This is a genomic window from Streptomyces sp. NPDC028314 (genome assembly GCF_055565795.1).
Map to the genome: position 1 here is coordinate 71919 of NZ_JBVHTP010000022.1, position 21940 is coordinate 93858.

General features: G+C 72.7%; 21 protein-coding genes and 1 riboswitch. Of the genes, 14 read left to right on the forward strand and 7 right to left on the reverse strand.

What is annotated here, in order from left to right:
• The first annotated feature begins 7 nt into the window (after positions 1–7).
• A complete protein-coding gene (locus tag ACZ4TG_RS35635) occupies positions 8–1165 on the forward strand; it encodes an ROK family transcriptional regulator (protein ID WP_468171677.1) in 1158 nt (385 codons plus the stop codon).
• A 38-nt stretch (positions 1166–1203) separates the two neighbouring features.
• Here ACZ4TG_RS35635 and ACZ4TG_RS35640 read toward each other — a convergent pair whose 3' ends face one another.
• From ACZ4TG_RS35640 to ACZ4TG_RS35650, 3 genes are all read right to left on the reverse strand, one after another.
• Entirely contained in the window at positions 1204–1941 is a 738-nt protein-coding gene (locus tag ACZ4TG_RS35640; RefSeq protein WP_468171680.1) for an SDR family oxidoreductase, read from the reverse strand.
• A gap of 54 nt (positions 1942–1995) precedes the next feature.
• Positions 1996–2880, reverse strand: coding sequence for an RNA polymerase sigma-70 factor (locus ACZ4TG_RS35645; RefSeq protein ID WP_468171683.1), 885 nt, complete (start codon positions 2878–2880; stop codon positions 1996–1998).
• Positions 2881–2987: 107 nt separating this feature from the next.
• Positions 2988–5369, reverse strand: coding sequence for a chitinase C-terminal domain-containing protein (locus tag ACZ4TG_RS35650; protein WP_468171686.1), 2382 nt, complete (start codon positions 5367–5369; stop codon positions 2988–2990).
• A 289-nt stretch (positions 5370–5658) separates the two neighbouring features.
• A riboswitch (FMN riboswitch) is annotated at positions 5659–5789 on the forward strand.
• 226 nt (positions 5790–6015) lie between these two features.
• On the opposite strand from ACZ4TG_RS35650, the gene ribD reads away from it, so the two are divergent.
• The 10 genes from ribD (at position 6016) to ACZ4TG_RS35700 (ending at position 14682) form a co-directional block, all read left to right on the forward strand.
• The gene (gene ribD / locus ACZ4TG_RS35655; protein WP_468171857.1) at positions 6016–7116 is read left to right on the forward strand and encodes a bifunctional diaminohydroxyphosphoribosylaminopyrimidine deaminase/5-amino-6-(5-phosphoribosylamino)uracil reductase RibD; all 1101 of its coding nucleotides are present in this window, start codon (positions 6016–6018) and stop codon (positions 7114–7116) included.
• Positions 7117–7755, forward strand: a complete 639-nt coding sequence (locus tag ACZ4TG_RS35660; protein ID WP_468171689.1) for a riboflavin synthase — start codon at positions 7117–7119, stop codon at positions 7753–7755.
• Complete coding sequence (locus ACZ4TG_RS35665) at positions 7752–8405, forward strand: nicotinamide mononucleotide transporter family protein (protein ID WP_468171692.1); 654 nt, start codon at positions 7752–7754, stop codon at positions 8403–8405. Before ACZ4TG_RS35660 ends, ACZ4TG_RS35665 begins: the two co-directional genes overlap by 4 nt.
• Positions 8402–9700, forward strand: a complete 1299-nt coding sequence (locus tag ACZ4TG_RS35670) for a bifunctional 3,4-dihydroxy-2-butanone-4-phosphate synthase/GTP cyclohydrolase II (RefSeq protein ID WP_468171695.1) — start codon at positions 8402–8404, stop codon at positions 9698–9700. Before ACZ4TG_RS35665 ends, ACZ4TG_RS35670 begins: the two co-directional genes overlap by 4 nt.
• 118 nt (positions 9701–9818) lie before the next feature.
• Entirely contained in the window at positions 9819–10304 is a 486-nt protein-coding gene (gene ribH / locus ACZ4TG_RS35675; RefSeq protein WP_468171698.1) for a 6,7-dimethyl-8-ribityllumazine synthase, read from the forward strand.
• Between the two features lie 35 nt (positions 10305–10339).
• Complete coding sequence (locus ACZ4TG_RS35680; protein ID WP_031144947.1) at positions 10340–10621, forward strand: phosphoribosyl-ATP diphosphatase; 282 nt, start codon at positions 10340–10342, stop codon at positions 10619–10621.
• Between the two features lie 86 nt (positions 10622–10707).
• Positions 10708–11556 (forward strand): ATP phosphoribosyltransferase, encoded by an 849-nt coding sequence (gene hisG / locus ACZ4TG_RS35685; RefSeq protein ID WP_468171702.1) that lies wholly within the window; start codon positions 10708–10710, stop codon positions 11554–11556.
• A gap of 37 nt (positions 11557–11593) precedes the next feature.
• Positions 11594–12058 carry a PH domain-containing protein gene (locus tag ACZ4TG_RS35690; protein ID WP_468171705.1) on the forward strand — a complete coding sequence of 155 codons (465 nt, stop codon included), beginning with the start codon at positions 11594–11596 and terminating at the stop codon, positions 12056–12058.
• A gap of 201 nt (positions 12059–12259) precedes the next feature.
• Entirely contained in the window at positions 12260–13609 is a 1350-nt protein-coding gene (locus ACZ4TG_RS35695) for a hemolysin family protein (protein ID WP_468171708.1), read from the forward strand.
• Positions 13606–14682, forward strand: a complete 1077-nt coding sequence (locus ACZ4TG_RS35700; RefSeq protein WP_468171711.1) for a hemolysin family protein — start codon at positions 13606–13608, stop codon at positions 14680–14682. Before ACZ4TG_RS35695 ends, ACZ4TG_RS35700 begins: the two co-directional genes overlap by 4 nt.
• Before the next feature lie 28 nt (positions 14683–14710).
• Here ACZ4TG_RS35700 and ACZ4TG_RS35705 read toward each other — a convergent pair whose 3' ends face one another.
• Positions 14711–16663, reverse strand: coding sequence for an AAA family ATPase (locus tag ACZ4TG_RS35705; protein ID WP_468171714.1), 1953 nt, complete (start codon positions 16661–16663; stop codon positions 14711–14713).
• A gap of 378 nt (positions 16664–17041) precedes the next feature.
• The gene (locus tag ACZ4TG_RS35710) at positions 17042–17713 is read right to left on the reverse strand and encodes a uridine kinase family protein (protein WP_468171717.1); all 672 of its coding nucleotides are present in this window, start codon (positions 17711–17713) and stop codon (positions 17042–17044) included.
• Positions 17714–17932: 219 nt separating this feature from the next.
• Here ACZ4TG_RS35710 and ACZ4TG_RS35715 point away from each other — a divergent pair, with 219 nt between their 5' ends.
• The 3 genes from ACZ4TG_RS35715 (at position 17933) to ACZ4TG_RS35725 (ending at position 20220) form a co-directional block, all read left to right on the forward strand.
• Positions 17933–19348, forward strand: coding sequence for a peptidase C39 family protein (locus ACZ4TG_RS35715; RefSeq protein ID WP_468171720.1), 1416 nt, complete (start codon positions 17933–17935; stop codon positions 19346–19348).
• Positions 19349–19526: 178 nt separating this feature from the next.
• The gene (locus ACZ4TG_RS35720) at positions 19527–19955 is read left to right on the forward strand and encodes an SPW repeat protein (RefSeq protein ID WP_468171723.1); all 429 of its coding nucleotides are present in this window, start codon (positions 19527–19529) and stop codon (positions 19953–19955) included.
• A 112-nt stretch (positions 19956–20067) separates the two neighbouring features.
• Positions 20068–20220, forward strand: a complete 153-nt coding sequence (locus tag ACZ4TG_RS35725; protein WP_468171726.1) for an SCO1431 family membrane protein — start codon at positions 20068–20070, stop codon at positions 20218–20220.
• Positions 20221–20314: 94 nt separating this feature from the next.
• Here ACZ4TG_RS35725 and ACZ4TG_RS35730 read toward each other — a convergent pair whose 3' ends face one another.
• Positions 20315–21229 carry a DUF6114 domain-containing protein gene (locus ACZ4TG_RS35730; protein ID WP_468171729.1) on the reverse strand — a complete coding sequence of 305 codons (915 nt, stop codon included), beginning with the start codon at positions 21227–21229 and terminating at the stop codon, positions 20315–20317.
• 38 nt (positions 21230–21267) lie between these two features.
• A complete protein-coding gene (locus ACZ4TG_RS35735) occupies positions 21268–21876 on the reverse strand; it encodes a DUF6230 family protein (RefSeq protein ID WP_468171732.1) in 609 nt (202 codons plus the stop codon).
• Positions 21877–21940 lie beyond the last annotated feature (64 nt).

Consider the following 21940-nt stretch of genomic DNA (forward strand, 5'->3'; position numbering starts at 1 on the left):
CTCTAAGATGGGCGCCGTGACCCCTGCCAAGGCCCTGACCGCCGCCGCGCCGTCCCCCGCGTCCCCGAGCACCGCCCGCGCCATCAACGACCGGCTCGCCCTGCGCCTCCTGCAGGAGCAGGGTCCGCTGACGGCGACTCAGCTCAAGCAGCTGACCGGCCTGTCCCGCCCGTCCGTGGCCGACCTCGTCGACCGGCTCACCGAGGCGGGGCTGATCGAGGTCGTGGGCGAGTCCGGCGAACAGCGCAGGGGCCCCAACGCCCGGCTGTACGGGATCGTCGCCCGCCGCGCCCACCTCGCCGCGCTGGACGTACGGACCGACAGCGCGACCGCGGTCGTCACCGACCTGCTGGGCCGGCCGCTGGCCGAGGCGGCACTGCCGGCCGACGCGGTCGAGGAGGCCGTCGACCGGCTGGAGGAGCTCACCCGCGAGGCCGGCGCGGAACGCCTGCACACCGTCGTGATCGGCGCCCCCGGGCTGGTGGCCCCCGGCAGCGGCGAACTCGCCGACACCCTGGGCCTGCCGTCCTGGCACCGGGACCTCGTCGCGGCCCTCCAGCGCCGGCTGCCCGCCAGGGTGGTCGTGGAGAACGAGACCAACCTCGCGGCCCTGGCCGAACAGCGGGCCGGCGCGGCCCGGGACGTGGAATCCTTCGTGCTGCTGTGGCTCGGCGGCGGAGTGGGCGCGGCGGTGGTCCTGGACGGACGGCTGCGCCGGGGGGCCTCCGGCGGGGCCGGGGAGATCGGCTTCCTGCCGGTGCCGGGCACCGGAGCCCTCCCCTCGGACACCGACTGCGGGGGCGGCTTCCACGCCCTGGCCGGGCGGGAGGCGGTGGCCGCACTGGCGGCCGAGCACGGGTTCCGGGGCCCGGTGGAACAGGCGGTGGCCGGGGCCGCGGGCGAGGCCTTCCTGGACACCCTGGCCGAGCGCCTGGCGATCGGGGCGGCCGCCGTGGCGGCGATCCTCGACCCGGGCTGCGTGGTCCTGGCCGGCGAACTCGGCCACGCGGGGGGCCCCGCGCTCGCCGCCCGGGTCGAGGCCCGGCTGCGCACCCTGACCCCGGTCGCGACGGAGGTCCGCGCCACCGCCCTCGGCGGGGCGGCGGTGCTGGCGGGGGCCAGGCTGGCCGCCCGCGAGGAGGCGCAGCGGGAGCTGTTCGGCTGAGGCCGCCGGGACGGGGGCCGTCACGGACACGACACGGCCTACGGCCGCCGGGCCAGGAACTCGGTGAACGTACCGCGGCCCACGGCGTGCGAGGGGGCGAGGTTCCCTCCCCGCCTGAAGCCCGCGTACGCCTTCCCCGCCAGCGGCAGCGGCACCACCCGGCGCCGCTTGCCCACCGCCGCCAGGTACGTACGCCCCAGCTCGGCCAGGGTGCGGATCTCCGGACCGCCCATGTCCGCGACCCGCCCCGCCGGGACGGGGACCGCCAGCTCCGCCAGCCGGTCCGCGACCTCCTCCACGGCGATCGGCTGCACCTTCACGCCCTTCGGCAACGGCACCACCGGCAGCTTCGCCGCCGCCCCCACCACCTGGGCCACCAGGTCGTGGAACTGCGTGGTCCGCAGGATCGTCACGCCCAGCCCCGACTCCTCCAGCAGCCGTTCCACCTTCCACTTCGTCTTGTAGTAGCCGAAGGGCACGACGTCCACGCCCACGATCGAGATGTAGACGATGTTGGTGACGGTCCCGGCCCGCCGGGCCGCCTCGATCAGATGCCCGGCGGCCACGTCGTCGCCCCCGCGCGGCGCGCTCGCGCAGTGCACGACCACCTCCACGCCGCGCATGGCCGCGTCCAGTCCGCTGCCGTCCCGCAGGTCCACCGGGTGGTCCGGGGAGCGCCTGCTCAGGACCCGCACGTCGTGACCCGCGGCCAGCAGCCGGACGGTGACGAGCGAGCCCAGGTTGCCGGTGCCTCCGGTGACGAGAATGGTGCTCATGGTGTCCGTTCCTTCCCTGAAGGGGTGCGTTCACCAGCTCCGACCGGACAGCCCTCAGGAATGTGACAGCTGCCGCTGGACGAATTCCAGCTTCTCCGGGTTGACCACCACCTGCATTGCGCTGACCAGCCCATTCTCGAACTCCATGACGAACACCGCCATCGCGCCGAACACCAGCGCCGGCGCCCCGTTGACCTCCGCGAAGGACACCGGCACGTCCCCGACGAACTTCTGCAGCGCGCCCACGAGGAAGCGGGCCACCTTCTCCCGGCCCAGGACCGGCCGCCGGGCCGAGTTGACCACCCCGCCACCGTCCGACACGTATCGCGCGTCGGCGGTCAGCAGGCGCTCCAGCCGGGCCAGGTCCCCGCTGCGCGCCGCCGACATGAAGGTCTCCACCAGGCTCTGCCACTGCTCCGGGTCCGGCCGGAAGCGCGGGCGCGGAGCGTCCAGCCGCTGCGCCGCCCGCCGGTAGAGCTGGCGGCAGTTGGCCTCGGTCAGGTCCAGCAGCCCGGAGATCTCCCGGTGGCTGTACGCGAACGCCTCGCGCAGCACGTACACCGCCCGCTCCACCGGCGTGAGCCGCTCCAGCAGGACCAGCAGGGCCATCGAGACGCTGTCGCGCCGCTCCGCCGAGTCCAGCGGGCCGAGCGTCCCGTCCCCGGTGAGCACCGGCTCGGGGAGCCAGGGGCCGACGTACTCCTCGCGCCGGGCGCGCGCCGAGCCGAGCCGGTTGAGGCACAGGCGGGTGACCACCTTGGCGAGCCAGGCGCCGGGGTGCTCGATCTCGTCCCGCTCGGCGGCGCTCCAGCGCAGGTAGGCGTCCTGGACGAGGTCCTCGGCCTCGTGCGCGGATCCCAGCATGCGGTAGGCGATGCCGAACATCCGGGGCCGGTGCTCTTCGAATTGCGCTACGGGCGCGGCGGTGTGTGCGGTCACCGCGACAGCGTACGAGCAGACGCGCGAGGACCCGGTGGCCGCCGGGCCACCGGGTCCTCACCTCACACGCGTCCGGCCACGCGCTCCGCCGCTGGACGCACAGGGCGTCAGCAGGCGCCCTGGTCCTTCCAGACGCCCCAGTCGCCCGTGGTGCCCGGCTCCTCGTTCTGCGTCCACCACTGGGCCTTCCAGGTGTGGCCCTTGTGGGAGACGAGGTTGCCGCTGTTGTAGACCGTGCCCGCGACGTAGGCCGGGTTGGCGCAGGTCCCGCCCGGAGGCGTGGTCGGCGGGGTGGTCGGGGGAGTGGTGGGCGGGGTGGTCGGCGGGGTCGTCGGGGGCTGACTGGACCCCGGCTGGACCACCGTCGTACCGCGGGCCAGGTCCCCGGCCAGGGCGTAGGTGGTGCCGGAGATGTTCACCGTCCAGTTGGAGGGGGTGGACACCGGCAGGTAGTAGTTGAACGCCAGGTCGACCGAGGCGCCCGGGGCCAGGCTCTGCCAGGCCGGGAGCTTGAGGGAGACCCGCTGGAAGTCGCCCTTCAGGCCGCCGATGTTGTTGCCGGTGTGGCCGCTGCTGATCACCTTCGTACCGAAGCCGGACTGGTCGGAGGCGTTGTTCGGGGCCGAGGTGCCGTAGTCGAACTGGAACTCGGTGCCGCCGGGCAGCGTCGCGTTCGTGTTGTTGGTGATCTTCAGCTTCGGGGTGAGCGGGTAGTTGGAGTCGCCCAGCTTGAACTCGGTGAACTCCGTCCTGATGTCCACGGCCTGGGCCGGCAGGGCGGAGCCGGCCTTCTTCGCGCCGTAGGGGGAGGCCGCCTTGAACTTCTGGTACATGGCGTCGGTGAGCGTGTCGCCCGGCTCGTACTGGCCCTTGGCCGCGTTGTACGCGTAGTCGCCCGCGAGCTCCCAGACCATCGTGCCGCCGATGCCCTTGTCGACCACGTAGTCGGCCTTGGCCTTGACGGACTGCTCGTCCTCCGTCGACAGGAAGACCTTCTTCTCCGCGTTCCACAGCCACGGCGCCACCAGCGTGGAGTCGTACTTGCGGACGTAGGCGCCGGTCAGCGTGGTGTTCGCGGGGAAGCCGTACTTGGTGACGTAGTCGCCGACGACACCCTTCTCCAGGTTCTTCGCGTGCCACATCGGGTTGGAACCGGCCGGGGACTCTACCCCGTTGGTGTCCTTGTCGTGCCAGAGGTTGTCGATGCCGACCGCGCCGTCGCCGCACTTCGTCAGGCCCGCGCCGGCCGGGCAGTTGGTGGCCGGAGCCTTGCCCCACAGGCCGTCGGTGCCGCCCTGCACGTTCTTGAACCCGCGGGTGTAGTACGGCAGGCCGATGTTGATGCGGCCGCCGGGCATCGATCCCCGGAAGTAGTGGTACGCCCAGTCGGTGTTCAGGTAGCCGACGCCGCCGTACTGGGAGGTGGAGTAGACGCCCGCGGCCGCCAGTTCGGCGTCCTTGCCGTCGTCGAAGAGGGAGGCGTTCGGGCCGACGTACTCGTTCCAGGCGCCGTGCAGGTCGTAGGACATGATGTTGACGTAGTCCAGGTACTTCTGCATCTGGAACGTCTCCATGCCCCGCAGCAGGTAGCCGGAGGAGGGGGCCGCGACGGAGAGCAGGTAGTGCTTGCCGTCGGCGGCGCCCGCGCGGTCGAGCCTCTCGCGCAGCGACTTCATCAGGGCCGCGTAGCCCTGGACCAGCCCGGCGCGGCGGGCGTTGGACAGCTGCCAGTCCAGCGGGTTGCCCGCGTCCTTCATGGTCGTCGGGTACTCGTAGTCGATGTCGACGCCGTTGAACCCGTACTTCCGGATGAACTCGACCGAGGAGTCGGCGAAGGTGTCGATGCCGGCCTGGTTGACCGAGCCGTCGGCGTTGGTGGCCATGGAGTAGAAGCCGCCGGAGGCGACGCGGTTGCCGTCGTCGCCGAAGTAGCCGCCCGTCTCGGCCCAGCCGCCCACCGAGATCAGCGTCTTCACGTTCGGGTACTGCTTCTTGAACTTGGTCAGCTGGTTGAAGTGGCCCTTGTACGGCAGGGCCGGGTCCATCTCGGCGCCCGCGACACCCGGCCAGGTCATCCCGGTGGCGGCGTTGTTCGCGTTGTCCGAGCCGACCGAGATCTTGTTGTCGGCGCCGACGTGGGCGAAGGCGTAGTTCAGGTGGGTGACCTTGGACCACGGGATGTTGTTGGCGAGGTAGGCGGGGGCGCCGTCCTTGCCGGTGCGCCAGCCGGTGAAGTAGCCGATGACGCGGCGCTGGTGGTCCGCGCCCATCTTCTCGCGGCCTTCGGAGTCGTAGACCGAGCAGTACGGGACGTCGACACCGGCCGTCTTGTACAGCCCGTCGGGGCGACAGCTCTCTCCCCCGGACTCCGCCTGGGGGGACCCCCAGGCGGCATGCGAAAGGGTTGTCGACAGTGCGGGCAGCAGCAGTCCGGCGATCGCCGCGCCGGATGCGAGCAGCATCGCTCTCGTACGTGTGGGGGACGGCATTGTGCCTCCTGGGGAGGGGAGGATGGCAGGACACGACGTGCGGCAACGTGCAGAGGGGTGGCGCTGGTCGGCCCGTGACGTGCGCACGTCGGAGGCCGGCTCCCGGGGAAGATGAAGGGAACGTTAAGAGGACTAGACCAACCCGTCAATAGGTCTGGACCAAAGCCCCGGAGGAAGTGCGGGTGGCGCGATAGCCGCGCTCGAGAACGGCCTGTTTGTGATCCAGGCCACACTTGCTCACTCGCATGGCCCCCGATCACCCATGGCACACTGGGCCTAGTACCAGTAGCAGCGCACTCCGGGGTCGGTGTAATTCCGAACCGGCGGTTATAGTCCGCGACCCGTCCGCAGCCAGCGGCCGGTTGACCAGGTGAAATTCCTGGACCGACGGTTAAAGTCCGGATGGGAGGCAGTGCGCGGCGGGCCAGTCACCGGTACGCCGCCGTCGGCGGTCCATCGGCGTATCCAGCGGATACGTCTCGAAACGGACCGTGTTTTCCGGCCTCGGCGTCCCCGCGTGTGCTACCCGCTTCATCTGTCGTATCCCGACAGGCCCCGGAGTCCGTGCCCGATGAGGCAGGAGGACCCGGTGGCGACACACGCCGACGCGCACCACAGCGACGCATCCGCACGCGATGCGTCCGCCATGGCCCGAGCCATCGAGCTCGCGGCCCGCGGCCTCGGTTCCACCAGCCCCAACCCCGTCGTCGGCTGCGTCATCACCGACCCCGCGGGCACGGTCGTCGGCGAGGGCTGGCACGAACGGGCCGGCGGCCCGCACGCCGAGGTCCACGCCCTGCGCGCGGCAGGCACCGCCGCCCGCGGCGGCACCGCCTACGTCACCCTCGAACCCTGCAACCACACCGGCCGTACGGGCCCCTGCGCGCAGGCCCTCATCGAGGCCGGCGTGACCCGCGTGGTCTACGCCGTGTCCGACCCGGACCCGCAGGCCAGTGGCGGATCCGCCACCCTGCGCGCCGCCGGCGTCAGCACCGAGGCCGGGCTGCTCGCGGACCGCGCCGAGGAGGGCAACGCCGCCTGGCTGACCTCCGTACGCCTCGGCCGCCCGTACGTCCTGTGGAAGTACGCCGCCACCCTCGACGGACGCGTGGCCGCCGCCGACGGCACGAGCCGCTGGATCAGCTCCCCGGAGTCCCGCGCCGACGTCCACCGGCTGCGCGCCGAGGCCGACGCCGTCGTCGTCGGCTCCGGCACGCTGCGCGCCGACGACCCGCACCTCGCGGTCCGCGGACCCGCCGCCCGCGCCGCCGCCGACCAGCCGCTGCGGGTCGTCCTCGACACCCACGCCACCGTCCGGCCCGGCGCCCGGGTCCTGGACGGGGCCGCCCCCACCCTGATCGCCGTCGCCGAGGACGCCGACACCGGGCACCTGCCCGGAGTGGACGTGGCCCGGCTCCCGCACGGCCGGCGCGACGGGCACGGGAAGCACGGCCTCTCCGTCGACGCCCTGCTCGCCGAGCTGCACCGGCGCGGGGTGCGCTCCGTACTCCTCGAAGGCGGCCCGACCCTGGCCGGCGCCTTCGTCGCCGCCGGAGCCGTCGACAAGGTCGTCGGCTACCTCGCCCCCGTCCTCCTCGGCGCGGGCCGCAGCGCCCTCGCCGACGCCGGCATCGCCACCCTCGCCGAAGCGCTCCGCCTGCGGATTACCGACACGGCCCGCACCGGCACGGACATCCGCATCACCGCAGTCCCCGAAGCCCTCCCCACCGCCCTCAAGGAGCACTGAGTGTTCACCGGAATCGTCGAAGAACTGGGCGAGGTCACCGCCGTCGAGCAGCTCGCGGAAGCCTCCCGCTTCCGGCTGCGCGGCCCCCTCGTCACCGACGGCGCCAAGCACGGCGACTCCATCGCCGTCAACGGCGTCTGCCTGACCGTCGTGGAGACCGCCGACGGCGAGTTCACCGCCGACGTCATGCAGGAGACCCTGAACCGCTCCGGCCTCGGCGCCCTGACCAAGGGCTCCCGGGTCAACCTGGAGCGCCCGATGGCCCTCGGCGGACGCCTCGGCGGACACCTGGTCCAGGGCCACGTGGACGGCACCGGCGAGATCCTCTCCCGCACCCCCTCCGAGCACTGGGAGCTCGTCAAGGTCGCCCTCCCGGCGAACCTGTCCCGGTACGTCGTCGAGAAGGGCTCCATCACGGTGGACGGCGTCAGCCTCACCGTGGTCGAGGCCGCCGCCGACTGGTTCACCATCAGCCTGATCCCGACCACCCTCGCCCTGACCACCCTCGGCCTCAAGCAGCCCGGCGACCCGGTCAACCTGGAGGTCGACGTACTCGCCAAGTACGTGGAGCGGCTGCTGGCCGCCGGAGTCGACCCGCTGACCCCGACCGCCACCGAGCGCCCGGAGGACCAGAAGTGAGCGCCCTGACCTGGCTCAACACCGAGGCCTTCGAGATCGTCGGCCAGAAGGTCATCTGGTCCGACATGATCGGCAACCTGATGGGCCTGGCCGCCCTCGCCCTCGGCTGGCGCCGTTCCATATGGACCTGGCCCGCACAGCTCCTGTCCGGCCTGATCCTGATCGCCGCCTACGCCTCCGCCCACCTCGCCGGCGGCGTCGGCAAGCAGCTCCTGGTGATCGGCGTGGCCGTATGGGGCTGGCGCGCCTGGCAGAAGGGCAGGCAGCAGGCCCAGGACGGCTCCATCGCCGTCCGCACGGCGAGCTGGAAGGAGCGCGGGCTCCTGCTGGCCGGCGCGGCCCTCGGCACCCTCGCCGTCGGCGGCCTGTTCACGCTCTTCCCGGACCTGTCGTGGAGCCCCTGGGCCGACGCGTACATCTTCGTCGGCACGATCGTCGCGATGGTCGCCCAGGCCCGCGGACTCGTCGAGTTCTGGTTCGCCTGGCTCCTCGTCGACCTCGTCGGCGTCCCGCTCGCCTTCAGCAACGGCCTGGCCTTCTCCGGCCTCGTCTACGTCGTCTACTTCGCCCTCGTCCTGTGGGGCGCCTACGACTGGTACCAGCGCTCTCGCACCACCCCCGCCACGGCCCTCGAAGGAGCAACGGCATGACCACCCTCAAGCCCGTGCCGGACGTGCCCTCCGCACACGGGGAGACCTTCCGCCTCGACCCCGTCGAGCAGGCCATCCGCGACATCGCGGCGGGCCGCCCGGTCGTCGTCGTCGACGACGAGGACCGCGAGAACGAGGGCGACCTCGTCATCGCGGCCGAGAAGGCCACCCCCGAGATCATCGCGTTCATGATGAGCGAGTGCCGGGGCCTGATCTGCGCCCCCCTGGAGGGCCCGGAGCTGGACCGGCTCGAACTGCCGCAGATGGTCCAGCACAACACCGAGTCGATGCAGACGGCCTTCACCGTCTCCGTCGACGCGAGCGCCGCCCACGGCGTCAGCACCGGAATCTCGGCCGCCGACCGCGCCACCACCCTGCGGCTGCTGGCCGACGGTGTCTCCGGGCCCGCCGACTTCGTCCGCCCGGGCCACGTCTTCCCGCTGCGCGCCAAGCCCGGCGGCGTCCTGGCCCGCAACGGCCACACCGAGGCCGCCGTCGACCTCGCCCGCCTCGCGGGCCTGCGCCCGGCCGGCGCCATCGTGGAGATCGCCGGCGAGGACGGGGTCATGCTGCGGCTGCCCGAGCTGATCCCCTTCGCCCGCAAGCACGGTCTGACGATCATCTCGATAGAGGACCTGATCGCCTACCGCCGCTCCGCCGAGCCGACCGTGCGCCGCGAGGCCGAGGTCAGCCTGCCGACCGCCTTCGGCACGTTCACCGCGTACGGCTACCGCTCCACCGTCGACGGGGTCGAGCACATCGCCCTCGTCCACGGAGAGGTCGGCGACGGCAAGGACGTCCTGGTCCGGATGCACTCCGAATGCCTGACCGGGGACATCTTCCAGTCCCAGCGCTGCGACTGCGGCCCCCAGCTGCACGCCTCCATGGCCCGCATCCAGGCCGAGGGCCGCGGAGTGGTCGTCTACCTGCGCGGCCACGAGGGCCGCGGCATCGGACTGCTGTCCAAGCTGCGCGCGTACGAGCTCCAGGAGCGGGGCCGCGACACCCTCGACGCCAACCTCGAACTCGGCCTGCCCGCCGACGCCCGCGACTACGGGGCCGGCGCGCAGATCCTCGCCGACCTCGGCGTGCACAGCGTCCGGCTGCTGACCAACAACCCCGAGAAGGCCGCAGCCCTGGTCCGCCACGGCATCGCGGTCGACGGCCGGGAGCCGATGCCCGTGACGGCCGGCGAGCACAATCTGCGGTACCTGCGCACCAAGCGGGACCGGATGGGCCACGACCTGCCCTGGCTGGACGAGGTCGTCTCCACGTCGGCCTGCGGCAACCAGTAGCGGCAAACCGGGTACCGGCAACCGAGTACCGGCAACCGAGTAGCGGCAACCGGGTACCGGCAACCGGGTACCGGCAACACCCCACGCGTACGAGCAACCAACACCTAGGAGCAGAGCTGTGAGCGGCAAGGGCGCACCCGAACTGAGTGTGAAGAACTGCGGCGACCTCCGGGTCGCCGTGATCGCGGCCCAGTGGCACGAGAAGGTCATGGACGGTCTGGTCGACGGCGCCCTGCGGGCCCTGCACGAGCTGGGCATCGACGAGCCCACCCTGCTCCGCGTGCCGGGCAGCTTCGAGCTCCCGGTCGTGGCGAAGGTACTGGCCGGTCGCGGTTACGATGCCATCGTCGCCCTCGGAGTGGTCATCCGCGGCGGCACCCCGCACTTCGAATACGTCTGCCAGGGCGTCACCCAGGGCCTGGTACAGGTATCGATCGACACCGGAGTCCCCGTCGGCTTCGGCGTACTGACCTGCGACACCGACGAGCAGGCGCTGGACCGCGCCGGGCTTGAGGGATCGAACGAGGACAAGGGGCACGAAGCGGTCACCGCCGCCGTCTCCACCGCCATGACCCTGCGGACCGTCAGCGAACCCTGGCGCTGAGTGGCGGCGGGAGACCCCTTATTCTGAGGACCATCATGGCGAACAAACCCCCCAAGAGCTTCGAAGAGCTCTTCACCGAGCTCCAGCTCAAGGCCGCCAACGGCGACCCCAGCACCTCCCGCACCGCCGAGCTCGTCTCCAAGGGCGTCCATGCCATCGGCAAGAAGGTCGTCGAGGAGGCCGCCGAGGTCTGGATGGCCGCCGAGTACGAGGGCAAGGAAGCCGCCGCCGAGGAGATCTCCCAGCTGCTCTACCACGTCCAGGTGATGATGGTGGCGCGCGGGATCTCCCTCGACGACGTCTACGCGCACCTCTAGGCCGGAGCTCTCCCCGCGGGCCCCCGCGCACCGCGCGGGCGCGCCCGCACCCACCCTTTCGCAACCTACGCACCAAAGGAAGCCCCATGCTGCGCATCGCCGTCCCCAACAAGGGTTCACTCTCCGGACCGGCGTCGGCGATGCTCCATGAGGCCGGCTACCGGATGCGCAAGGAGTCCAAGGAGCTCGTGGTCGTCGACCCCGAGAACGAGGTGGAGTTCTTCTACCTCCGGCCCAAGGACATCGCGATCTACGTGTCCTCCGGCAAGCTCGACATCGGCATCACCGGCCGGGACCTGCTGCTCGACTCCGGCGCCAGCGCCGAGGAGATCCTGCCGCTGAACTTCGGCCGGTCCACCTTCCGCTACGCCACCATGCCCGGCACGGCGAAGGGCCCCGAGGACTTCACCGGGATGACCATCGCGACCTCGTACGAGGGAATCGTCGCGAAGCACCTCGCCGAGAAGGGCATCGACGCCTCCGTCGTCCACCTCGACGGCGCGGTCGAGACCGCCATCCAGCTCGGCGTCGCCCAGATCATCGCGGACGTCGTGGAGACCGGCACCAGCCTGCGCAACGCCGGCCTGGAGGTCATCGGCGAGCCGATCCTGACCTCCGAGGCCGTGGTCATCCGCGGCAACGGCAGCGACCCCGAGGACCCGCGCGCCCAGCAGTTCCTGCGCCGCCTCCAGGGCGTCCTGGTGGCGCGCAGCTACGTGATGATGGACTACGACTGCCGCGCCGAGCACCTGGAGCGCGCGGTCGCCCTCACCCCGGGCCTGGAGTCGCCGACCGTGTCCCCGCTGCACAACGAGGGCTGGGTCGCCGTCCGCGCGATGGTCCCCGCCAAGGAAGCCCAGCGGATCATGGACGACCTGTACGAGCTCGGCGCCCGCGCGATCCTCACCACCTCGATCCACGCCTGCCGTCTCTGACCCGCGACACGACCTCCAGAAGGCACCCCGAAGCACCATGAGCGAGTCCGCCGCCCAGCCCGCCCCGCCCGCCCTGCCGGTCACCTTCCGGCCGAACCGCACCCGGGCCGTCCTGCTGGGCGTCGGGACCGCCATGTTCGTGACCATCGGATCGATCGCGTTCCTCCTGGAGAACCTGAGCCTGGCGGAGCGGATCAGCTTCCTCTCCACCGCCGCGCTGCTGTCGTCCGTCCTCGTCCTGCTCAGCCGCCCCAAGGTGGTCGCGGACGAGACCGGGGTCACCGTCGTCAACCTCACCACCACCCGCCGCCTGGAATGGGCGCAGATCCTGCGCGTGAACCTCCGCCCCGGCGACCCCTGGGTGTTCCTGGACCTCAACGACGGCACCAGCCTGCCCGTACTCGGCATCCAGCCCGGGGTGGCCAAGGCCCAGGCGATCGGCGACGCCCGCGCCCTGCGCGCCCTGGCCGAGAGCCGCGGAACCGGAGCGAACCACCACTGACCCCGTCGAGGATCGTCGCTGCGTCCCATTGCGGCGGCGATCTCAATGACTACCCTGGTGGGCGGGGCGCAGCTGTGCGCCCTCCCACCGGCCCCGGGACCCCGTGGCCCGTGGGCAACTGCGACTTGAGGAGTGACTCCCTCCAGCAATGGACGGATCGTCCGGTAGTACCCGCGCCGCCCTCCCTGCGGAGGCGGCGGCATGACCATCCCGCTACTCCTGCTCGTGGCGGCTTTCGTCCTGATCCTCGCCAACGGTTTCTTCGTGGCGGCCGAATTCGGCCTCGTCACGGTGGAGCGCGCCGAGGCCGAACGCGCCGCAGCCGACGGTGACCGCCGTGCCCGCACGGTCGTGAGCGCCCTGCGGGAGCTGTCCTTCCAGCTCTCCGGCACCCAGCTCGGCATCACCATCACCTCCCTGGTGGTCGGCATGCTCGCCGAACCGGCCCTGGCAGCCCTGCTGACCGGGCCGCTCGCCGCGACCGGCCTGCCCCGCGGAGCCGTCTCCGGTGTCGCCGTCGTGATCGGCATGCTGCTCGCCTCCGCCGTCCAGATGGTGGTCGGTGAGCTCGTACCGAAGAACTGGGCGGTCTCCCGGCCGCTCCAGGTCGCCCGCTTCGTGGCCGGACCCCAGCAGGTCTTCTCCCGCGCCTTCCGGCCGGTCATCGCGGCCCTCAACGCCGTGGCCAACCGGCTCGTACGGGCGCTCGGCGTCGAGCCGACCGAGGAGATGGCCTCCGCCCGCACCCCCGGCGAACTGGTCTCCCTGGTCCGCCACTCGGCCCAGGCCGGCGCCCTGGAACAGGACACCGCCGACCTCTTCGTACGGACCCTCTCGCTGGGCGAGCTCACGGCCCAGCACGTCATGACCCCCCGCGTGAAGGTCAGCGCCCTCCAGCACACGGCCACCGCGGCCGACGTGCTCAACCTCACCCGGGCCACCGGCCTGTCCCGCTTCCCGGTCTACCGCGAGCGCATCGACGAGATCACCGGCGTGGTCCACCTCAAGGACGCCCTCGCCGTACCCGAGTCCGAGCGCGCCCGCACCAGCGTCAGCCGGATCTGCGTCGCCCCGCTGCTGGTGCCCGGCTCCCTGCCGGTGCAGCCGCTGCTGGAGCGGCTGCGCAGCGAACAGCCGATGGCCGTGGTCGTCGACGAGTACGGCGGCACCGCCGGGGTCGTCACCCTGGAGGACATCGTGGAGGAGCTCGTCGGAGAGGTACGCGACGAGCACGACCTCGCGGAGGACGAGAGCCCCGAACTGGCCGCCGTACCCGCCGAGGACGGCCGCCCCTCCTGGGAGGCCGACGGCAGCTGCCGCGTGCAGACCCTGCGCCGGATAGGCCTGGAAGTGCCCGAGGGCCCCTACGAGACCGTCGCCGGTCTCGTCGCGGACCTGCTCGGCCGGATCCCCGCCCCCGGGGACCGCGCCGAACTCCCCGGCTGGCGGCTGTCCGTCCGCCAGGTCGGCCGCTACCGGGCCGAACGCGTCCGGCTGGTCCGTACCGCCCCGGTGCCCGCCCCGGCCGAGCTCCAGGTGGTGGGCCGGTGAACGCGCTCCAGCTCGTCTTCGCCCTGCTCCTGGTCCTGGCCAATGGTTTCTTCGTCGGCGCCGAGTTCGCCCTGGTCTCCGTACGCCGGAGCCAGATCGAGCCCCTCGCGGCCGGGTCCAAGCGGGCCCGCCAGGTGCTCCACGGCCTGGAGAACCTGCCGCGCATGATGGCCGCCGCGCAGTTCGGCATCACCATGTGCTCGCTCACCCTCGGCGCGGTCGCCGAACCCACCGTGGCCCGGCTGCTGGAGCCCGTCTTCCACGCCGCCCACGTGCCGCAGGGCCTGATCCACCCCCTCGGCTACGCCTTCGCGCTCGCCGCCGTGGTCTTCCTGCACCTGGTCATCGGCGAGATGGTCCCCAAGAACCTCGCCATGGCCGCCCCCGAGAAGACCGCCCTGTGGTTCAGCCCCGGCCTGGTCGCCTTCGCCCGCCTCTGCGGGCCGGTCACCACCGCGCTCGGCGCCTGCGCCACGCTCGTCCTGCGGCTCTTCAAGGTCGAGCCGAAGGACGAGGTCGAGGCCGTCTACACCAGTGCCCAGCTCGGCCGGCTCCTCAAGGACTCCCGGCAGGCCGGGCTCCTGGAGCCGGTGGAGCAGGAGCGCCTGGAGGACGCCCTGGAACTGGGCAGCCGCCCGGTCACCGACGTCCTGCTGGCCCGCGACCGGCTGGTCTCGGTCGGCCCGGCCGTCACCCCGCGCCAGATCGAACAGCTGACGGTGCGCACCGGCTACTCCCGCTTCCCGGTCCGCTCGGACAGCGGCGCCTTCATGGGCTACCTGCACGTGAAGGACGTACTGGACCTGGAGGAACGCGAACGGGCCGTGCCCCAGCGGGTCTGGCGCCGGATGACCACCGTCTGCTCCACCCTCCCGCTGGACGACGCCCTCAGCGTCATGCGCCGGGACGCCACCCACCTGGCCCAGGTCGCGGACCCGTCCGGCCGGGTGCTGGGGCTGGTCGCGATGGAGGACGTCCTGGAGATGCTGGTCGGAGAGGTACGCGACCCCGCGCACCGCACGACTCCGCCGGCCCGCCGGGCACCCGTGTCCGAGGGCGCCATGGCCGGCTGACCCCGCGCCTCCCCGGAGCCCCCGCCGCCTACAGCGGCGGGGGCTCCGGCCGTTCCTGCGGGCCCCGGCCCGACAGGACCTCCCCGTAGGCCTGCATCAGGTCCGCCAGCCGCAGCGTCGCCAGGTCGTCCCGGGAGGGGTCCCCGGCGAAGCCCGCCAGCCGCAGGTCCCGGTACGCGCAGCTCTTCTCGTACAGCGTCCGCAGGAAGCGGCCGTTGCCCAGCTCGTCGATCCAGCCCTGCTCGACCACGTGCCCGCTGATGCTGCGCAGCTCGTCCAGCGCCTCCTCGTCCCACCGGTCGCCGTTCGCGTCCGCCAGCACCCCGCCGATCGCGGTCAGCTCCAGCGGCCGGTAGCTCGGGAAGTCCACCCGGGTGGTGAACCGCGAGGACAGCCCGGGGTTCGTGGCCAGCAGCCGGTCCATCCCGGCCGGGTAGCCCGCCAGGATCACCACCAGGTGGTCGCGGTTGTCCTCGGCCCGCTTCAGCAGCACCTGGAGGGCCTCGTCGCCGTACGCGTCGCCCTTGCTGTAGCCGGAGTTGGACAGGCTGTACGCCTCGTCCACGAACAGCACCCCGCCGATCGCCGAATCGATCAGCTCGTTGGCCTTCACGGCCGTCTGCCCCAGGAACTCGCCGACCAGATCGGCCCGCTGAGCCTCCACCAGGTGGTCGCCGCCCAGCAGCCCCAGCGCGTAGAACACCCGGCCCAGGATCCGCGCCACCGTGGTCTTGCCCGTGCCCGACGGCCCCGAGAAGACGAAGTGCCGCTTCGGCGGCTGCACCGGCAGCCCCTGACCGGCCCGCAGCCTCGCCATGTGCAACTGCGCCGACAGCGCCTTCACCTGACGCTTCACCGGCTCCAGGCCCACCATCCGCTCCAGCTCCGCGAGCGCCTCGGCCAGCGCCTCCGGATCGGCGGGCCCGGCCGGGAGCCCCGCCGGCGCGCCCTGCGGCGGCACGGACACCTTGCGGCGCGCGCCTTCCAGCCGGCCCGCGCCGGACGGCGCCGCCCCCGGCCCGAACCGCTGGTCCGGCGGCTCCGGGCCGGCCAGCGGGTCCGGCTCGACCTGACCGTCCGCCGCGATGTCCTGGACCGGCCCCCCGCCGCCCAGCGCCACCGCCGCGAAGTCCCCGCCGGCCGTGGACAGGCCGTGCCCGGCGAAGCCCTCGCCCGCGTGCCCGTAGCCCGCGTAGCCGTCGGCGCCGTCGACGAAGTCGCTGTCCTCGATGGCCGTCAGCCGGGCCGCCGTGTCCATGAACGCCGGGTCCACCCGGTGCACCGCCCGGTACAGCGGCAGCGCCGCCGCACTGCGACCGGTGCCCTCGTGCGCCCGCGCCAGCCAGTACCGCAGCTCCTTGCGCTGCGGCTGCTCGCTGCGGCAGCGCATCAGCGCCGCCGACAGCATCGGCTCCGCCTGCCCGTACATCTCCAGCCGGACCCGGGCCATCCCGCCGAACAGGCCCGCCTCGATGCCCAGCAGCGGATCGTCCACCAGCGGCTCCGTCTGCCGGACCAACTGCTCCCAGTCCTTGACCAGATACGCCCGGCAGGCGTGCAGGAACCGCACCTGGGAATCCGTGTCCACCGGCGGCAGGGCGGCCAGCGCCTGGTCCAGCTCGGGCACGTGGCGGCCGTCCAGCCAGTGCGAGGCGTGGGCCAGCAGCAGGTCCCGGCGGCTCTCCAGCACCGGCTGCACCCACCAGCCCAGCCAGTACCACGAGTTCAGCGTCCTGCGGTGGCGGGCGCGCTGCTCCCCGAACCGGTCCCGGTGGGCGTACATGCGCAATAAGGCGTTGGTGGTGTCCACCCGGAGCGCGTGCAGGCCCAGCCAGGCGTCGGCCATCGCGGGATCCAGTCGTACGGCCGCCCGGAACTCCTCCTCGGCCTGCGGGTACGCGCCCATGGTGCAGGCGTCGACCCCGCGCAGCCAGGCGAGCTCGGCCGGGGCGTGCGTGCTGCCCGGCGTGCCGAAGTCCATCACATCCCCCACAAGCCTGCCCCCGTGGTACGCGGCAACCCCCGCGTCGCTCCCGCGAGTTGCCTACCGCGCCAGATGAAATCAGGGCTGCATCGTACCTGCGGTGACGCACCTTACCCAGGGTGCGACGGGTGCGCGTCGGGAGTCCGTCCCGGGCCGCTGTGGTCACTCAGGGTAAAGGGCGGGGCGGCAGTCGCGCCCCGATCGGGGCGTCCGACTCGGCCGGAGACAGAACGAAGCCCCCGATCACGGGGGAACAATCGGGGGCTTCGTATCCGCTGCGGCCTTTGCGGACCGCGCATTCAGAACGTAAGGCCGTCGCGGGGGCCAGGTCAAGCGGGTCGGAGAAGGCCCGTCCCGGCGGATTTCCGGCCCCGCTCAGGCCCGGGGGAGTTCGTCACCCTCAGTGATGGAAGCGGCGGTTCCCGCGGTCGCATCCGTCCCGGAAGTCCACTCGTATCCCGTACCGCTCTGGCGCACCAGCGTGTCGGCGAAGGGGCGCGAAGGGTCGTCCGAGAAGTGCGCGAGCTCCGCGCGCTCCCATCCGTCCCAGAAGTCGGAGAGTTCGCGCCCGTCCCGGTCCCGCCCGCGCCCCCAGGACTTCGCGCGCGGCATCTCCATCCACAGCAGCCGCGCCAGCCACGGGCGCAGCGCCCGCCGGCCCGCCCCGACCCCCTCGACGAGCAGCACCGGGGCCGGCTCCAGCGCCCGCTCCGGGCCGAAGCGGCGCTCCACCCAGTCGTACGGGGCCCAGCGCGCCGGCCGGCCGGCCGCGAGCGGCTCCAGCACCTGCGCGCGCAGCCGCCCGTCCCAGGCGAACAGCTCCGCGTGGGTCGCCACGTCGTCCAGGTGCAGCACCGGCGCCCCGCCCAGGGCCGCGGCGAGCCGCCCCGCGAAGGTGCTCTTCCCGGACCCGGCATGGCCGTCGATCCCGATCAGCCGCACCGGGCCGAGGGAGGGGGGCAGCGCGGCGAGCTCCCGCGCGAGCCGCTCCAGGGGTACGGCGGGCTCGGAGGGGGCGCGTGAGGGGGACGAGGGGTCGGGCTCCACCCGGCCAGCCTATGACCTGCGGCCGTCCGGCCCCCAAGCCCTGCCCGGGGCGGCTCCGGACCCGGCCGAACCGCGGGGCCGAACGGCGGTGAGAGTGCCGGGAACCGCGCCCCGGGCGGCGCTCACCGCGACACGGGCCCCTGGCTTCGGCGCGCGGGAGGCGGGAACTGGAATGGTGGAGGAGCCGAGCCGACGCACCGACCCCAGGGGGCCGCACCGATGACCGCACCCACACCACGCAGGGCCCTGCTCGCCGTCGCCCTCGCGGCCGCCGCGGCGGCCACCGTCCCGGGAGCGGCCGCCTCGGCCGCCGGAGCTCCCCGCGGCGGCCCGAAGGACAACACCGGCCCGAAGGACACCCCCGCCCCGGAGGCCGACGCGGGAGCCGCCGCGGCCCGGACGGTCGACAACCGCTTCTGGTACTCCGCCGAGCACTGGCGGGCCGGCACCCACCGGGGCACCACCGCCGTCGGCGGGACCCGCCCCGGCCTGGAGATCGAGGCCCCGGCCGGCCGGACCGGGTACACGGACCCGCACACCGCGAAGAAGGCCACCTGGGAATACGCCACCTGGACCTCCCCGGTGCACCGCTCCTCGGTCCCCGCCACCGAGGCCATCGCCTCCTGGAACGCCCGCACCCCGGCCGGCACCTGGATCCAGACCGAGCTGCGCGGCACCTACACCGACGGCACCGCCACCCCCTGGTACGTGATGGGCCGCTGGGCCTCCGGCGACGGCGACATCCGGCGCACCTCGGTGGACGGCCAGACCGACGGCCGGAGCACCGTCTGGACCGACACCCTCGCCCTGGACGGCCCCGCCAAGGCGAGCGGGCTGCGCATCCGGGACTGGCAGCTGCGGCTGACCCTCTACCGCAGACCCGGCGCGGAGGGCGGACCCACCGTCTGGCTCGCGGGGGCCATGGCCTCCGACGTCCCGGACCGGTTCACCGTGCCCGCCTCCGCTCCCTCCGGCACGGCCCTGGAGCTGAAGGTCCCGCGCTACTCCCAGGAGGTGCACATCGGCCGCTACCCCGAGTACGACAACGGCGGCGAGGCCTGGTGCAGCCCCACCTCCTCCCAGATGATCATCGAGTACTGGGGCCGCAAGGCCGGCGCCGAGGCCCTGGGCTGGGTCAAGAAGGGCTACTCCGACCCGCAGGTGTGCCACGCCGCCCGCTCGACGTACGACGCGGCGTACAAGGGCTGCGGCAACTGGCCCTTCAATGCCGCGTACGCGGCCACGTACCGGGAGATGGCCGGGGTGGTCACCCGGCTCACCTCCCTCTCCGAACTGGAGACCCTGGTCCGGGCCGGCATCCCGGCGATCACCTCCCAGTCCTTCCTGCCCCAGGAGCTGACCGGCGCGGGCTACGGCACGGCGGGCCACCTGATGACGGTCATCGGCTTCACGGCGGCCGGAGACGTGATCGCCAACGACCCGAACTCGGCGGACAAGGCGGCGGTGCGCCGCGTCTACCGGCGCGCCGAATGGGAGAAGGTCTGGCTCCGCACCAAGCGCCGCAACGCCGCCGGCAAGGAGGTGTCCGGCACCGGGGGGATCTGCTACCTCTACGCGCCGGCCCGCCCGACGCCGGCGCAGATCGACGCGCTGCGGGCGGTCGGGGTGCTCTGAGGACGCCCCGGAGAGGTGCCTGCGTGAAGTGCCCTCGTGAAGTGCCCTCGTGCAGCGCCCTCGCGAAAAACGGCCGCGGCTCGCATTGCTCCAAATGGGTTGTAAGCGCAAGATAAGGGGCACAAGGGCATATGTAGACAACAGGGCAGATTCAGGCTTCAACAGGAGGCAGCCCGCCATGACCACCCACCCGAGCATCGAACACCACCCTGACCTCGCCGAGATGCGCACCCGCTTCGAACAGGTCACGAGCACGCCCCGCGCGCAGGCGGTCGAGGCGCTGGCCCTGATCACGGGCCTGTACATCGCGGCCTCGCCGTGGATCGCCGGCTTCAGCGGCCTGAGCTCCCTGGCGGTCAACAACCTCATCGCCGGCCTTGCGTACTGTCTGTGCATGGGCGGCCTGGGTTCCGCCTACGAGCGCACGCACGCCATGGCGTGGACCGCGGTCGCCATCGCGGCCTGGACGATCGTCGCCCCCTGGGTCATCGCCGGCGACGTCTCCACCACCCGCACGGTGGTCAGCAACGTCATCGCCGGCTGCGTGGGCCTGCTGCTGGCCCTGGCCATGGCGGGCATGGCGGGCCGCGACCGCCGCGCCACCTGATCCGGCGCACCCGCACGTCACGCCCGCCGGAAACCTCCGGCGGGCGTGACGTGCGCCACCAGTGACGAGCGTCTCTACCGCAAAGGCCGCGAAGGCTGCCACATTGGACGGCATGACCGCACACACCGCAGCCCAGACCGACCGCGCCCGCAGCCTCGTCCGAACGGGTGGCCCCAAGGACGGTTCCAGCTGGCTGGAGCACGTACTGGGCTGGACCCTGGTGGTCGTCGTCGCCATGTTCGTCACCCAGGTCGGCTGGCTCTAGCCACCCCGCCGCCCCCCGCCCGCCCGCTCGCCGGGCGGCAGCCCGTACACCCCGCCCCGGCGATCGCCACCGCCTGGAGCGGCCTGGACCGGGATCACGAGGCCTCCAGACGCAGCCCGTCGGTGACGATCACGTCGGAGGTGACCAGCGCCTGCTCGGCGCTGACCTGGGTCATGAAGACGAACGGCGGGATCACCGGGGGAGCGGGCAGCCCGTCGGGGCTGAAGGTGACGCACAGCAGGCCCTCGATGCAGCCGCTGAACCTGGTCAGGTACAGGGTCACGTTGCCGCGCAGCTCCAGGGACCCGGCCGCCAGCCCGTACTCGCCCCGGCCGTCGTGGGTGCGCAGCCGGTAGTCGCGGAGCGAGGCCGCCGCCATCTTCAGCACCAGCACCTTGCGCGGCCCGTCGACCGTGGCCAGCTGGGTGACCCCGGCCAGGGCGAAGCCCCGGGGCGCGAAGAGCGAGGTGGTCACCGTCGGGGGAGTCCGGGCGGCCGTCGGCGGGCCCGGCGCGGCCTTCGCCTGCCCGGTCCCCGAGACCAGCGCGGCCAGCAGCACCACCGGCAGCGCGGCGGCCAGGGTGCGCGGCCCGCTGCCGTCCGGGCTCGGCACGTACGGGCCGCCCTCCTCGCCCGCCTCTCCGTCCGGCAGCGGGGTCCAGCCGAAGGCGAGCGCGCTGCCCGCGATGCCCAGCAGCATGCCGACCAGGAACCCGCCCAGGTTCGTCGCCACGAAGGACAGCACCGAGAGCAGCAGGGCGTGCACCGATACGTACGCCCGGGCCTGCGGGAGGAACCAGAGGAACAGGCCGGCCACGATCAGCGCCGCACCGATCCCGATGGCCGCGATCCCGCCGAGGCCCAGGCTGACCAGCACGGTCAGCGGGGACAGCGGGACCAGCAGCAGTTCGGCTCCGCCCAGCACCAGCAGCAGACCGCCCCAGAACGGCCGGGTCCGGCGCCAGGCGCGCAGCCGCTCGCGGGGGCCGGGCAGCGGAAGCCGCCACACCGCGCGTCCGCCGCCGTGTCCCACGGGTCGGCGCGGGCCTAGAAGCACTGCTTGCCGTCCAGGCCGACGCTCAGCTTCATGCCCTTGAGCCGGAAGTTGCCGCCCGTCGCGGACCAGGCGTGCGACTTCACGTCCAGCACCTCGATGTTCCCGGCCTGGAGGCCGAACTTGCCCGGCTCGCCCCTGACCCCGTCGACCGCGTCGAGGGTCGAGGCGTCCCGGCCGATCTGCGCCGTTCCGAAGGTGGCGTCGCCGTCCAGGTCCTCACCGTCGATCACCAGGTTGCTGGCGGTGACCTGCCCGGCCGGCCCGCCCGCGGTCAGCTTGAAGACCACCTTGCCCAGCGGGGTGCCCACCTCGGCGGACTGGCAGATGTCGGAGAGGGTGGCCTCGCCGATGCCGAGCAGTGCGACCGGATGCCCCTTGCCGTCGACGGAGCGGTCCGTCTGCACGTAGGAGGCCAGGCCCTTGCTGCTCAGCTTGGACGAGGAGACCTGGAAGGAGGTCCCCGAGACGGCGAAGGAAGCGGCGAGCGCCCCCTGGGCCATGACCATGGCCATCGCCCCGACCGCGACCACCGCGGGCATCGCGACGGCGGCCGTCTTCCTCCACTTGACCCGGCCCTCGCGGCTGCTGTTCTTGCTCATGGAAGTGCCTCCCGTACGTCGTTCCGTGCGCAGGGGAAGTGCATGAGACAGGTCTGCCATACTG